Source organism: Streptomyces tsukubensis (assembly GCF_003932715.1).
GTDB classification, from domain to species: Bacteria; Actinomycetota; Actinomycetes; order Streptomycetales; family Streptomycetaceae; genus Streptomyces; species Streptomyces tsukubensis.
On sequence record NZ_CP020700.1, the window covers coordinates 2966673 to 2979942 of the forward strand.

Consider the following 13270-nt stretch of genomic DNA (forward strand, 5'->3'; position numbering starts at 1 on the left):
TCAGCTTGGCCGGTACGCCCCGTGCGCCACCGCACGCCCCCACACCGCAACGAAGGCGTCCCGGCACAGCCGGACCACGGCGGGATCGGTGACGGCTTCCTCCCCGGTCATGGTTCCGTCGCCCGCGAAGTGGTTGAAGAGGACCGTCGTACCGTCGAACAGCCAGAAGTCATTGCCGGGGAGCGCGATGTCGGACGCCTGCCGTCGCGGCAGCCAGCGCACGTCCTCACCGGCCTTGAGGTTGTGTCCCGCGGTCAGTTCGTACTCGTACCGTACGTAGGCGGAGACGGGCTCCGAGACGATGCGCGCCCGGTGCACCGCAACCCCACGGTCCACGCCTGACCGGACCAGCTCAATCCACCAGGGCCAGCGCTCCGCCGGATCGAACCGGTCCCCGCGCACCCATTCCCGGTAGTCGTCGTCCAGCCCGTAAGCGTCTCGCATCTCCAGGTGGTGAGCACTGCGCCGGGCGCCCCGGAACAGCTCCTCGAACCGTGACTCGGACACCGTGCACCTCCGGGAGAAGCCTGCGCGATCGGCAAGGACAACGAGTCCTTGCCCCGCCACGGACCGAGTACGCAGCTCCCGGATCCGACACTCGGGCCAGAGATCCCCGAACCGCACCCCGCTGACCCGGTGATCGAAAAGCGACCCACCGGGACCGATGAGTTTCGGTACGGTCCCCGGTCAGAGATCATGACTGGCGCACCACCCGAGGGTGGGCCGGACCCGAGACCCCGAGGAACCACAGATGCGCACTCTGATCAGCACCGCCTTCATCTCTCTCGACGGTGTCGTGGAGGCCCCGGGCGGCGAGCCCGGCTACCGGAACTCCGGCTGGACCTTCAAGCACACCGACTTCCTGCCCGAGGCCTTCGCCATCAAGGGCCGCGAGCAGGACGAGGCCACGGCCATACTGCTGGGCCGCACCAGCTACGAGGCCTTCAGCCAGGTCTGGCCGACGATGGAGGAGTTCGCGCAGTACAAGGAGATGCCGAAGTACGTCGTCTCCACCACCTTCGGCGAGGGCGATCTGGTGTCCAACTGGGGCGAGACCACGATCCTGCGCTCGGTGGACGAGGTCGCCGCGCTCAAGGAGACCGACGGCGGCCCGATCATCGTCCACGGCAGCGCCACCCTGAACCACGCCCTCTCGGACGCCGGTCTGATCGACCGCTACCACCTGCTGGTCTTCCCGCTGCTCCTGGGCGCGGGCAAGCGGCTCTTCAGCACGACGGACAAGGACGTCCAGAAGCTGCAGCTGGTCGAGCACGAGGCCTACGCCAACGGCCTCCAGCTCAATGTCTTCGACGTCGTCCGCTGACCGGCAGGTCCGGAGGCAGCGGGCTGCCTCGTCCCAGGGCGTCCGCAGATGTCAGGAAGCCGAGAGCGCCAGGTCGGGCATCCACGGATGCCGCAGGTACTGGCCCTCGGCGGAAATGTGCAGGGTAAAGGTATCCGGGGCCGGGTTCTCGGCCGCGTCGTAGGCGTCGAGGGTGCGCTCGATGAGCTGCCACAGCTTGACCGGCCCCCCTTCCCGCACGTCCCAATGGCCGTCTGTGGGGGTGAGGGTCGCAGCGGACCCGGTGGCAACGTCGACCAGATGCACCACGTCACCGATGGTGATCATCTGGGCGGTGGGTACGGCACTCTGCGCGAGGAAGCGGAGATGAAACGCTTCCTCACTTGCGGCATTGAGCCGATCGGGGCTGTGCCGGGCCGTGCGGGCCGCTTTCGGCAGGTCGGAGGTCCAGTGGGCGGGGTTGCCGAAGGCCGGAGCGGCATGGGTGCGGGCCGACATGAACGAGACGGTGCCCGGTAGGAGCGGGCCCTGGGCGGTGCCGTCCCCGTTCACGGTGAGCAGCACTCGGGCGTATCCGTACAGCCAGCCGGAGAGGGTGAGGAGGATCTTTCCGCCGGGGCGGGTCTGGGCGATCAAAGCGGGTGGAACATGGCGGAAGGAGCAAGCGGCGACGACGCGGTCGAAGGGGCCTTCGGGCCAGTATCCGTAGAGGCCGTCCGACGTGGCCAGCGTGGGCGTGTAGCCGAGGCCGTAGAGGGCGTTCGCCGCCTGTTCGAGGCGGTGAGGGTCGACTTCGACGCTCGTGATGCCGGCGGAGCCGAGGCGCTCACAGGCGAGCGCGGTGGAGTAGCCGGTTCCGGTGCCGATTTCCAGGATCGTCTGCCCCTCGGTGACATCGGCGTCCGCCCACATGCGCAGGACCAGGGACGGCAGGGTGGACGAGGAGGTGGGGGCGCCGCCATGTCGTACGGCGGGCTGTGCCCAGTCCGGTTCGTCGTTGTCGAATTGCGTGATCAGGGTTTCGTCGGCGTAGGCGGCGCTGAGCCACCGGACCGGGTCGAGGTCGGCCGTGACGGGCTCCCAGACCGTGAGCCCATGTACGTCGACCCGGTCGGCTGGAAGGTAGAAACCGGGAACGAAACGGTGCCGCGGCACCGTTTCCACGGCAGCCCGCCAGGCCGGATCGAGGGCTCCTCTGTCGGTGAGGATCTTTGCCATGTCCGCGCGGAGGCGTGCAGCCTCGGTCTCCAGATCGGCGGGCGTCATCGTGCCTCGTCTCCTTTCGTGCTCAGGATGTCGGCGAAGGCCTCGGCGTACCGGACCGCGTTCTCCACCCAGCGGACCGGCACCGGCGCGTAGGTGATCCGGCCGCACCGCAGACAGTTCGCCGTCAGCGGGCACGGCGCGGGACCGGTGAGCGCGGTCGCCATCACGGATACGTTTCCGGCGGTACGGACAGCTCCGCCCAGACGTACTTCCCGGGCCCCACCCGGTCCTCCACCCCCCACCGGTCGGCCAGCTCCGCCACCAGCCACAGCCCGCGCCCGCCGTCCGCGTCGGGCGCGGGCATCCTCAGCGAGGGCCGTCCGGCCCCGGTGTCATGGACCTCGATGCGCAGCCCGCCGGGGGTGCGGGCGCACCGGGTTTCGATCTGGCGCCCGGCCGCCGCACCGTACCGAACCGCGTTCGTCACCAGCTCGGAGAGAACCAGGGTGGCGGAGTGCTCGATGGCCGAGAGCCCCCAGCCCGCGAGCGCCTTGCGCAGCCCGAGCCGGGCTCTGCCGACGCTCCGGGCGTGGCGGTTCCACCGGGCGATCCATGTGCCGCCGCTGCAAGGCCCGTTCATGTCTGCGCCGCTCCTCTGAGTACCCGCACAAAAGCGGAGGAACCTCTATCAACTAACCGGAATCATCTGATCCTTAGTCGGATCAGGTGAATTGCACTGCACTTGATGGTTCCAGCATGAGGGTGCGGCGTTAGCTTCACCAGGTCGGAAGCAGTGACACCAAGGGGGTGTCACGAGGGGAGACGGCCATGGGGCGACGCCACGACAACTCCGGAGCAGCAGCGACGTCGGCGGCACTCTTCGGGGAGCTGTTGAGACACCACCGCGAGCGGGCGAACCTCTCACAGGAGCAGCTCGCGGCCCGGATTCCGTGCGACCGGTCGCTGGTCACGAGGGTGGAGGCGGGTACGCGGGTGCCTCAACTGCCGTTCGTCACCCGCTGCGACGAGCTGTTGGGTGCGGACGGGATGCTGGTGTCCCTCTGGTCGCGGGTGAACTGGTATCCCCAGGTGGACCATCCGGACTGGTTTCGTCGGCGGGCCGAGATGGACGCCCAGGCCGAGGCCGTACACGTCTACCAGAGTCAATTCATGCCGGGCCTGCTGCAATCCGACGACTACGCCCACGCCCTGCTTGCGCCGACGCTGGGCGCGAAGTTGGCCCGGGACTTGACCACAGCCCGGCTGAGTCGGCAGCAGCGCTTCTTCGTTCCCGACGGCCCGTTGCTGTTCGTCGTTCTGGACGAGAGCGCACTGCGGAACGTGGTCGGCAGCCCATCAATAATGCGGGACCAGTGCGCGTTTCTGCTGGCAGCAGGCAAACGGCCGAACATTCGCATCCAAGTGGCCCCATCCGAAAGCCCTCTGGACCTTCCTGCGGCATCCTTCTCGATGATCACGTTGCCCGGGGGTGAGCGGTGGATCTACTCCGAGTCCCTGGACCGGGGGCACTTCAGCAACGATCCGGCCGTCCACACCCGTCACGCCCGAACCTATGATGTGCTCAGGGCCGACGCCCTCTCCGCACTCGAATCCGCGGCTCTGATCACCGGCTTCATGGAAGGGTACTCAGGGGATGGACAACGGCTTCACCTCGGAAACCTGGGTCAAGAGCAGCTACAGCGGCCCCAACGGCGGCGACTGCGTCGAGGTGGCCCACGTATCCGGGGACACCGCCGCCGTCGCCGTACGTGACAGCAAGAACCCCGCCGGCCCCCGTCTCCACCTCACCCCCCGGGCCTTCGCCGGCCTCGTCGAGTACGCCAGAGGTGCCTCACTCTGAGGCGCGGGGCGTCTGCGACCTGGAGCTGTGGCCCAGTTCGCGGCCCAGGCCGAAGTAGTGGCGGAAGTTGTAGACGAGCGGGCTCCAGGCCACAGGCTCGATGTACTGGGTGCCGGGCACCGTGATGCCCGGTGCCGCGTGGACCCGCACGACATGCGCCTCGACGATCAGGAACTCTCCCTCGCCGTCGTACCGCACCGCCGCCGCCCTGGCCTCCATCTGGAGGGGACACTCCGCGACCCGCGGCGGGGCGATCAGCTCCGAGGGGACGGGCGTGAGGCCGGCGGCGGTGAACTTGTCGGGCTCGTGGGTGACCCGGCCGCGCGGGTCACCGGGAAACGGCGGGCGGCCGGTCAGTCCGCCCAGCAGCTCCACCTGCGGCCACAGCTCGGGGCCCGGCAGGCCGACGGCCAGGTCGCGGCGTCCGGCGAGCAGATTCTCACCGGTCCGGCCGTCGGGGCCCAGCCCGAGGACCAGCGTCTGCCCGAGCGCCCAGGCGGAGGAGATCGGTGCGAGGTTGTCCGTGCCGTCCTCGTTGCGGGTGGTGAGCAGGGCGACCGGGGTGCCGAAGTAGAGGATGCTGGGCGTGATCACCCGGGTGGCGGCGGCGGACTCCGGGAGTGCAGTTGTTTCCATGGCCCGAACCGTAGGCACGCGGCGTTTCGGCAGGCGCCGAAGTATCACGGGGAGAGAATCGGTGGATGGACCCCCGAGAATCCGGCCGCGACCTCGCCGCCGTCGCCTCCCTGCTCGCCGACCCCACCCGGGCGGCGATCTGTCTGGCGCTGCTCGACGGGCGGTCCTGGAGTGCGGGGGAACTCGCCCGGCATACGGGTGTGGCGCCGTCGACCGCCACCGGGCATCTCCACCTCCTGGTCGCCGCCGGACTGCTGGCGGAGCAGCGCCAGGGGCGGCATCGGTACGTGGCCCTGGCGGGCCCGGACGTCGCGGACGTGGTGGAGACCCTGGCCGCGCTCGCCCCGCAGTCCCCGCGGCCCGCGCCCCGGTCGCTGCGGTCCGCCCGCACATCCCGGGCCCTCGCCCGGGGCCGTACCTGCTACGACCACCTGGCGGGAGAACTCGGCATCGGCATCACCGACGCACTGGCCCGCCGGGGCCTGCTCGACGACCGCGGCGGTCTGGCACTGACCCCCGACGGCCGGGCATTCCTCACCGGCCTGGGCATCGACCTTCCGGTCACCCGCAGACCCGCGGTGCGGTCCTGTCTCGACCTCACCGAACGCCGTCCGCATCTCGCGGGCGCGGTCGGCGCCGCCCTCTGCCGTCATGCCTTCGACGAGGGCTGGATCACCCGGATCGACTCGACCCGGGCCGTCGCCGTCACCGAGGTCGGCGCCCGGGAGTTCCGCCGCCACCTCGGGCTCGAAACGGCGAGCGCCCGTACGGCCGCCTGACGGGGACGGCCGTACGGGCGCTCAGCGGCTTTACGTCAGGCCGAAGGAGCTGGCCTGGTCGTTCATCGCATTCCCGACATACGACGTGTCGGCGGTGTAGAACTGGCGCGCGCCCTGGAAATAGGCCGCCGAGAACAGTTCGACATAGCAGTTGCTCGCGGTCTTCAGCGAACTGGTCCGGTCATTGAAGTTGACCTGGCTGAGGTTGTCGTGATGCCCGTTCCAGAAACCGTCGTCCCGGCATCCACCGGGGCCGTAGTTGATATAGGAACTGCCACCGTAGTTGGCGTCCTCGAAGAGGATGACGCGAATGTAGTTCGCCTGATTGGCGGCCCCGAATGAACCCTTCTTGGCGGCCGAGGACTTGATGGACGCGTTGAGCTTGTTGATGAACTGCTTGTCCTTGCCCGCCTTCGCCTGGGTCGGGACGTCGGTGACCCGGCTGCCGGTCACGGCTGCGACAGCCTCGCGGAAGGTGCCGTAACAAGTAGTCGTCTGCGTACCGGAATTATTGATGCAGTGGGACTCTCGCTCCGCCTGGGGAGCCGCCACGGCCGTCGCCGGTGACATCAGAACGCCCGCGCACGCAGCGGCCACCAGTCCGGTCACAGCAGTTCTTACTCTCAAGGCTTCCTCATTTCTACAAAGGTGCGGCCAACACTCTTAACCGGTACGGCCGTTCACCCGGCGGTCCTTTCGGAACAGGAGAGGGAGTCACCACCCGGAAGGTTGCCTCGTGGTGCGGGAATCCGCCTCACATCAGCATTCAAGGATCCGGGTCGACCCATTTCCATCGGACCGGAACCGAAACGGACGAGGCTGCATCCGCACCGCTCCGGACGCCCGTCCCGACCACCGCAAGCCGCGGCCGGAGCTGCCACGGCCCGACGGCACGGTGAAGGTGCCGACCAACCTCCCCCGTAACGGACCGTTATGCGATGATCCGCTCATTCGTTCGTCTTGGAGTGCGGAAAACGGGGGTTCGCTCAATGACGGAGCTGCTGCGGGGTGCCATCTGCCCGATCCCGGTCGCGTCGCTGCGCATCGGGGTGATGCCGGAGTTGCCGGTCGGGGTGACCCTGTCCACGCCGGACGAACCCTCCGGTAGTGAGAACGCGTTCTGGGTCACCGACGAGCAGCCCGTGCACCCGTCCGGTGCCGTACGTCTGGTGGGACCGCACGACGGGGCACAGTGGCTCCAGGTCGATGTCCCCTGTCTGGACGGGGCGGTCGACACCGTCAACATCATGGGGCTGGCGGGGCCGGGCCTCGCCGAAGCAGCTATCGGGGTGGTCGCCCCCGACGACTCCCTCATCGCCCGGCACACGGTCACCGGCGCCCCCGAAGGGGACGGCCTCTTCCTGGGGCAGCTCATCCGCCGCGACGGCTCCTGGTCCTTCCGCGCCGTCGGACAGTGGCTGACGGCCGAAGCAGAGACCACGACCGCGACCGCCGAAGAGACCGAGACCGAACCGGAGACCGAGCCGGAGACCGAACCCGCCCCCGTGCCCCGGGCGCCCGACGGGTCCTGGCAGCCCGGCGCGGTCTTCGAGCCGTACACCGTCGAAGGCCGGGGCAAGGACGTGATCAACGCGCCCGCCTGGCTGCCGCCGGGGCTCGTCGTCGTCGAGCTGCAGTCCGACGACAGCAAGGGATACGCCGCCGTACGCAGCCTCGACCGGTCCAACAAGACCTCCTCCCTCTTCAGTTCGAGCAGCACCCGCAAGAGCCGCCACCGCGCCGTCACCGAAGTCCCGGTGCACGGGCGGCTGCGGCTGCTCGTCGAGGACGAACGGGCCTGGACGCTCCGGATCCTCCCGCTGTCCGCCGCCGAACGGCTCGACGGCACGGTCAAGGGCCGGGGCAATGACGTCTTCCTGTACGACGCACCGCTCGCCGACCTCACCTGCCGTTCCGACGGCCACCACTGGATCCGCCTCCACCGGAACGCGAACCGGAAGAACTACGACAGCCTCAGCGGCGACAGCGAGGAGACCAATCCGCTGCCGGACGGGCGGTTGCTGCTGACCATCGACTGCGAGAAGGCGTGGGAGCTGAAGGTCACCCCCGTCGAGGACGCCGGTGAGCGGACCGCCGACGACTCCGGGGGGAAGCCCGAGCCCCGACTCCGCGCCAAGGGCGAAGGGGAGGCTCCGGAGCCGCTCTACGCAGGGTCCGGCGACACCTGGCCCTTCGCCCACTTCGAGACCTTCACCACCGAGGGCAAGGGCGAGCAGGTGGTGTCCGCTCCCGGCGGGCTCCCCAACGGCCCGGTCCTGGTCCAATTCGAGGCCGCCGGGAAGCGTTCGTACACGAGCATCTACTCCCTCAACCGCTGGCACAAGGACGAAGACAACCTCCTCAGCTCCGAGGTCATGAACCCCTGCCACCTCTTCCTCGCCGAGGAGCCGCCGATGCGGCGCCTCCGGATGCGGGTCACCGACCAGAAGTACGAGAGCAACCCGCGGCCGTGGACCGTGCGGATCCTGCCGGTCACCGCCGCCCCGCGGCTCGATGCCGCGCCCCGGCAGGGCCGTGGCCATGCGGTCTTCCTCTACAGCGGACCGCTCGCCGATCTGCGGCTGCGGACCGTCGAGGGCGACGAGCACTACGTCCACGTCCGGGCGTACGAGAACGCGGACACCAGCGAGTCCGGCACCTGGCACTCCGTGCTCTCCGGCGACGGCGGAGGTACCGCCCCGCTGCCCGCCTGCAAGGTGCTGCTGGTGGTGCAGACCGACGCCCGCTGGGAGATCGAGGCCCGGCCCGTCACCGACTGACGCGGTGGGGAACAGAGAGACCGAAAGGTGAGGAGCAGGAGATGACGGACCTTCTCAAGGGAGCGAACTCCTTTGTGCCGTCGGTGCCGTTGCGGGTCGGAGTCATGCAGGGGCTGAACGCCTCCGTGCTGCTGGTGACCGCACAGGGACGGGTCCGGGGCGGCGCCGACCTGGTGTTCCAGGGGCAGCCCGGGCACCCGTCCGGCGCCGTACGCCATCTCGGGCCGCACGACGGCGCCGACTGGCTCCAGGTGGACCTGCCCGCGGTCGAGGCCGGGGTGGACCGGATCGTGATCGCCGCATCGTCCGGGGGCGGGCCGCTCGGCACGGCCGCGCCCACGGTGGCGGCGTTCGCGCCCGACGGCACGATGGTCGTCCGGTACGCCCTCATCGACGCGACCACCGAGACCGCCTGCGTCCTGGGCGAGTTCTACCGGCGGGCCGGCGGCTGGAAGTTCCGTGCGGTGGGGCAGGGCTGGGACGACGGACTCGCCGGGCTGGCCGCCGACCACGGCCTGGAGGCCGCCCGTACGGGAGCCCCGCCCCCGGTCCCCGCGCCCATACCCCCGCAGCCCTTCCCGCGGTCCGCGGCCCCCGTCGCCCCCGCCTTCGCCGCGCTCCTACGGCACCCGGCGAAGACCGGATACGAAGCCGCCGCCGCGCAGGTACAGCAGGTGCAGCAGCTCCGCAGCGGGCCGCCCGTCCCCCCGGCGCCCGCCCCCGCAGCGCCCACCGCCCCCGGCGGCTGGGACTTCGGCGCCGAGTTCCAGCCCTACGCCGTACAGGAACGCGGCAGCCAGGTCGTCACCGTGCCGTCGAACGTGCCGCCCGGACCGGTGATCGTCGAGTTCGAGACCAGCGGTGACGACTACATCTGCGTCTACACCCTCGACGACCGGAACAAGGACGCCGACCTCCTCGTCAACACCACCCTCAGGGACCCGCGGCACCGCGCGCTCGCCGTCGCCCCCGAGGGCCGCCGCCTGAGGATCAGGGTCTCCTGCGAACGGCGCTGGACCCTCAAGGTCCTGCCGCTGAGCGCCGCCGCGCTGCTCGACGGCCCGCTGGAAGGCCGCGGCGACGACGTCGTCCGCTACACCGGACCACTGGCCGACCTGGTCTTCCGGGCGAAGACGGACAGCAACGTCACGGTGTACGGCTACGAGGTCGGGGACGGCGGGACCGAGCTGCCGGAGAACGACATCCTGCTGGTCAACGAGATCGGCAAGGTCCGCAGCAGCAGTCCGATGCCCCCGGGGCCGCTGCTGTTGAAGCTGAGCGCGGACGGCACCTGGACCATGCGGGCACGGCCGGTGTAACCCGCGGGCGGCGCCCGGACTGCACGGTAAGCGCCGATCGCGGACACTGGCCCCGTACACCGCCGTACGCCCACCCCGCCGGAAGGACAGCCGCCATGAGCAGCACCACCCCCGCCGATTCCGGCGCCGCCCCCGTCATCGCCGTAACCGGGGCCTCCGGGCGGCTCGGCGGCCGGGTCGCCAAGGGGCTCGCGGAGCGCGGGGCGGCGGTCCGGCTGATCGGGCGGGATCCGGCACGGCTGCCCGAACTGACCGGGGGCAGCAAGGCCCGGATCGGGTCGTACGGCGACGAGGAGGGCGTGCGGCGGGCCTGCGACGGCGTCGGGACCCTCTTCCTGGTCTCCGGTCACGAGGACCCGGGCCGGGTGCGGGAGCACCAGATCGCGGTGGACTCGGCGCTCGCGGCCGGGGTGGAGCGGGTGGTGTACGTGTCGTTCCTGGGCGCCTCCCCGAAGGCGACGTTCACCTTCGCCCGCGACCACTGGTACACCGAGGAGTACATCCGCGGCTCGTCCCTGCGGTACACGTTTCTGCGGGACAGCTTCTACCAGGAGGGGCTGGCCGGGATGGCGGGGGCCGACGGGGTGATCCGGGGCCCGGCGGGGCAGGGCCGGGTGTCGGCGGTCTCCCTGGACGATGTGGCGGACGCGGCCGTCGCCGTACTGCTCGGCGAGGGGCACGACAGCGCGGTGTACGACCTCACCGGCCCGTCGGCGCTCACCCTGGCACAGGCCGCGGAGCAGCTCTCGCGGTTCTCCGGCCGGACGGTGACGTACGTACCGGAGAACCACGACGAGGCGTACGCCTCCCGTGCCTCCTTCGGCGCCCCGGAGTGGGAGGTCGAGGGCTGGGTCAGCTCCTACGAGGCGATCGCGGCGAGCGAGCTGGCCCTGGTCTCGGACGCCGTGCCCCGGCTGACGGGGCGCCCGGCGCAGTCGTTCGCGGAGTTCCTGGAGGCCCGTCCGGAGACGTACGCGCATCTGCGCTTCTGACATCCGGCGGGCCGCCGGGTTACCGAGGGGCCCCGGTGCGCGGGGCGTCCGGGACCGTGGGCTGCGTCCGAGTTCGGCTCCGAGGCCGAAGTAGTGGCGGAAGTTGCAGACCAGGGGCCCGGCCGGCCCAGCCCTCTGACCACTTCCGGCGCCTACACCCTCGGAAACGGTTGAATTCGACACGACCGACAGAGTGCGGAATGGTTATCGGGCCAGTTGGCCGGCCATCCCAGCCATTCCCTCCCCGGCGCCGCACCCACCTCCCCCTGCGTGAAGTTCCGCTTCCCCGAACATCGGCAGGCCAGTTCCTGCTCACCCCTTGAAGCGGAATTCCCCGCAGTAGCACGCAATCTCTCCCCATGACCCTTCAGGCGTGATACTCGTTGCCCTGGAAAATGCGGTTCCATAGACTCTCGGCAAGCCCGGAGATAAATCCCCGGGTCGGGCATTTGCAAGCCCACGCACCAAAAACGGAGGACGAGACACCTGTGCAGCCACATGTTCATCGACGGATAATCGCCGCGACCGGAACCGCCTTAGCGATATCGCTGATGGCGATTCCGCAATCCGCCCAGGCCGAAACCGGAACCGAGGAGCCGGCCGAGGTCTCCGCGCCGATCGGCCCCGGCCCCCATGAGCTGGCCCTGGTCCCGGAGGTCGTCGAAGGCGAGCCCCCTCCCGTATCCGGAAACAGCGCAACGAAGTGCACACCCAACGGCGACACCTGCCAGATCCTCAAAGGCTCGGGTCTCAGGGTCGACAAGTGGTGGAGCACCGCGTACCAGTTCCCGGCCGACGGACGAAAGTGCAATATCCTCGCCACGTTCAAGTACAACACGACACATCCCTCGGGACCCAACGTCTGGGCCGTCGCCATCTTCCCGGGTTGCGCGACCGCACGCCCCGGAACCTTCATCAGATGGAAGACCGATGACGTGGGACCTGTTGTCTTCAGCAGGAACACCCATGTCAACGTGTCCTGGACCAACGGCTTCGGCACCACTCCGAACGCCCACGTTCACCGCTGATCCATGATCCCGGCCATGCCGCCGCAACAGTGGCGGCATGGCCGGAACTCTTCGCCGTTTCATGGAAAAGTGAAACAATGGCGACCATGGCGAAAAAGGTATCCATCACCGGTGAAATCGTTCCGAGGACTCTGCCGAGGGAAATGATGAGGAAGGTCGCGCATCTCCCGGGCGTCTTCCACATGATCACGTGGGCCGACGCGTCCGTCCCCCTGCTCCGCAATCGGATCGGCGCTCTGGTGGACGGCCCCGCCAAGCGCGACCGTACGCCTGCCTGAGGCCGTCGAATCCGGGGCGCGGACCAGGGCAAGGGGAGCAGGTCGTGTCCGCTCCCGGCGCGCTCCCCAACGGCTCGGTCCTGGTCCAGGTCGAGGCCACCGGCAAGCGCTCGTACACGAGCATCTACTCCCTCGCGGTCGTTCGCGGAGTTCCTGGAGGCCCGTCCGGAGACGTACGCGCATCTGCGCTTCTGACGCCCGCCGGAGCCCGCCGGGGAAGCTCAGGTGAAGTGGTAGCCGTGCAGGTCGGTGATCCGGTCATAGCCGAGGCGCCGGTAGAGCGCGTTGCTGGTGGGGTTCGCCGGGTCGGTGTAGAGGACGACGTCCGTGGCGCCCGCGGCCAGCGCCGTCCTGCTGATCTCGGCCGTCACGGCCGCCGCATAGCCGCGGCCCCGGAGCGGGGCCGGGGTGTAGACGGGGTCGATCCGGACCATGCCCGCGACCATCGTCGTCGCGGCGGCTATCGAGGCGGGGGTGCCGTCCGGGGTCTCCCAGAAGGTGAAGTGCCGGTCCGCGAACCGGGTCCCGGCCCAGTTGCCGCTGTCGGGTACGGGAGTCTCCCCGACGCTCTCGCAGAACTCGCCGCACATGCGGATCACGTCCCCCAGGTCCGGTCCGCCCGCGCGGCGGCCCCGGCCCGCCGGGAAGGGATCCGGCGGTGTCAGCTCCCCGAGGCGGTAGAGGTGCCACCGCTGGTGGAGCACCGCCGTCGCGCCCGTATGCCGCTGCCAGGCCTCGGTGAAGGCGTCGGCGGTCCCGTCCTCCGCGGTGATTCCGGTGAGCGTGAGACCGAGGTCGGCCAGGTACGTGGCGAGGGTTCCGGCCTGCTCGGGCGAGAGCCGGGTGACGCCCAGACGACGGGTCGGCGGACGGTAGAGGACCGCACGGACCTCGCCGTCCGCCGTCTCCAGCCGACCGAGGAGGGTGGCCTCGGTGCCGGATTCCGGCTTTCGCAGTTTCTCTATGGTCGTCAGCGGGGTGTTGTGGAGAGCGGGGCGGGAGCGCAGGAAGTCTCCGGCCCGGTCCAGGAACTCCTCGACGTCTTCGGTGAGGTGCCATTCTTCGGATCGCATGCCACATGATCACCG

Annotated in this window: 16 protein-coding genes; 9 read left to right on the forward strand and 7 right to left on the reverse strand. The window is 69.7% G+C overall.

What is annotated here, in order from left to right; all coding sequences use genetic code 11:
* Window positions 1-507 (reverse strand): DUF6879 family protein, encoded by a 507-nt coding sequence (locus tag B7R87_RS11385; RefSeq protein ID WP_006348884.1) that lies wholly within the window; start codon window positions 505-507, stop codon window positions 1-3.
* 244 nt (window positions 508-751) lie between these two features.
* On the opposite strand from B7R87_RS11385, the gene B7R87_RS11390 reads away from it, so the two are divergent.
* The gene (locus tag B7R87_RS11390) at window positions 752-1324 is read left to right on the forward strand and encodes a dihydrofolate reductase family protein (RefSeq protein WP_006348883.1); all 573 of its coding nucleotides are present in this window, start codon (window positions 752-754) and stop codon (window positions 1322-1324) included.
* Between the two features lie 51 nt (window positions 1325-1375).
* Here the strand turns inward: B7R87_RS11390 and tgmC are convergent, their stop codons facing one another.
* Genes tgmC through B7R87_RS11405 form a run of 3 tightly spaced genes read right to left on the reverse strand, consistent with a single transcriptional unit; the run spans window position 1376 to window position 3149 of the window.
* Window positions 1376-2569, reverse strand: coding sequence for an ATP-grasp peptide maturase system methyltransferase (gene tgmC / locus B7R87_RS11395; protein WP_006348882.1), 1194 nt, complete (start codon window positions 2567-2569; stop codon window positions 1376-1378).
* Window positions 2566-2733: a hypothetical protein gene (locus B7R87_RS11400; protein WP_157997776.1), complete on the reverse strand. Its 168-nt coding sequence runs from the start codon at window positions 2731-2733 to the stop codon at window positions 2566-2568. Before B7R87_RS11400 ends, tgmC begins: the two co-directional genes overlap by 4 nt.
* Entirely contained in the window at window positions 2733-3149 is a 417-nt protein-coding gene (locus B7R87_RS11405) for an ATP-binding protein (RefSeq protein WP_006348881.1), read from the reverse strand. Before B7R87_RS11405 ends, B7R87_RS11400 begins: the two co-directional genes overlap by 1 nt.
* 188 nt (window positions 3150-3337) lie before the next feature.
* Here B7R87_RS11405 and B7R87_RS11410 point away from each other — a divergent pair, with 188 nt between their 5' ends.
* Together B7R87_RS11410 and B7R87_RS33490 are read left to right on the forward strand one after the other, a co-directional pair.
* Window positions 3338-4282: a helix-turn-helix domain-containing protein gene (locus B7R87_RS11410; RefSeq protein ID WP_006348880.1), complete on the forward strand. Its 945-nt coding sequence runs from the start codon at window positions 3338-3340 to the stop codon at window positions 4280-4282.
* Window positions 4239-4370 (forward strand): DUF397 domain-containing protein, encoded by a 132-nt coding sequence (locus B7R87_RS33490; protein ID WP_233168820.1) that lies wholly within the window; start codon window positions 4239-4241, stop codon window positions 4368-4370. The genes B7R87_RS11410 and B7R87_RS33490 overlap by 44 nt, the downstream gene beginning before the upstream one ends.
* On the opposite strand, the gene B7R87_RS11420 is transcribed toward B7R87_RS33490, so the two are convergent.
* Window positions 4362-5006 carry a flavin reductase family protein gene (locus B7R87_RS11420; RefSeq protein WP_006348878.1) on the reverse strand — a complete coding sequence of 215 codons (645 nt, stop codon included), beginning with the start codon at window positions 5004-5006 and terminating at the stop codon, window positions 4362-4364. The two genes, B7R87_RS33490 and B7R87_RS11420, sit on opposite strands and share 9 nt — an antisense overlap.
* Window positions 5007-5071: 65 nt before the next feature.
* Between B7R87_RS11420 and B7R87_RS11425 the strand changes: the two genes are divergently transcribed.
* Complete coding sequence (locus B7R87_RS11425) at window positions 5072-5785, forward strand: ArsR/SmtB family transcription factor (RefSeq protein ID WP_130585042.1); 714 nt, start codon at window positions 5072-5074, stop codon at window positions 5783-5785.
* A 30-nt stretch (window positions 5786-5815) separates the two neighbouring features.
* Here B7R87_RS11425 and B7R87_RS11430 read toward each other — a convergent pair whose 3' ends face one another.
* Complete coding sequence (locus B7R87_RS11430) at window positions 5816-6412, reverse strand: hypothetical protein (protein ID WP_040916069.1); 597 nt, start codon at window positions 6410-6412, stop codon at window positions 5816-5818.
* A gap of 362 nt (window positions 6413-6774) precedes the next feature.
* Here B7R87_RS11430 and B7R87_RS11435 point away from each other — a divergent pair, with 362 nt between their 5' ends.
* The 5 genes from B7R87_RS11435 to B7R87_RS11455 all read left to right on the forward strand — a co-directional run bounded on the left by B7R87_RS11435 (window position 6775) and on the right by B7R87_RS11455 (window position 12182).
* The gene (locus B7R87_RS11435) at window positions 6775-8565 is read left to right on the forward strand and encodes a TerD family protein (RefSeq protein WP_006348874.1); all 1791 of its coding nucleotides are present in this window, start codon (window positions 6775-6777) and stop codon (window positions 8563-8565) included.
* 41 nt (window positions 8566-8606) lie between these two features.
* Complete coding sequence (locus tag B7R87_RS11440; protein ID WP_006348873.1) at window positions 8607-9884, forward strand: TerD family protein; 1278 nt, start codon at window positions 8607-8609, stop codon at window positions 9882-9884.
* Between the two features lie 95 nt (window positions 9885-9979).
* Entirely contained in the window at window positions 9980-10876 is an 897-nt protein-coding gene (locus B7R87_RS11445; protein WP_006348872.1) for an SDR family oxidoreductase, read from the forward strand.
* 551 nt (window positions 10877-11427) lie between these two features.
* A complete protein-coding gene (locus B7R87_RS11450) occupies window positions 11428-11904 on the forward strand; it encodes a hypothetical protein (protein ID WP_006348871.1) in 477 nt (158 codons plus the stop codon).
* Between the two features lie 86 nt (window positions 11905-11990).
* Window positions 11991-12182, forward strand: a complete 192-nt coding sequence (locus B7R87_RS11455) for a hypothetical protein (RefSeq protein ID WP_130585043.1) — start codon at window positions 11991-11993, stop codon at window positions 12180-12182.
* A gap of 221 nt (window positions 12183-12403) precedes the next feature.
* Here the strand turns inward: B7R87_RS11455 and B7R87_RS11460 are convergent, their stop codons facing one another.
* Entirely contained in the window at window positions 12404-13255 is an 852-nt protein-coding gene (locus B7R87_RS11460; protein ID WP_006348870.1) for a GNAT family N-acetyltransferase, read from the reverse strand.
* Window positions 13256-13270: the final 15 nt, after the last annotated feature.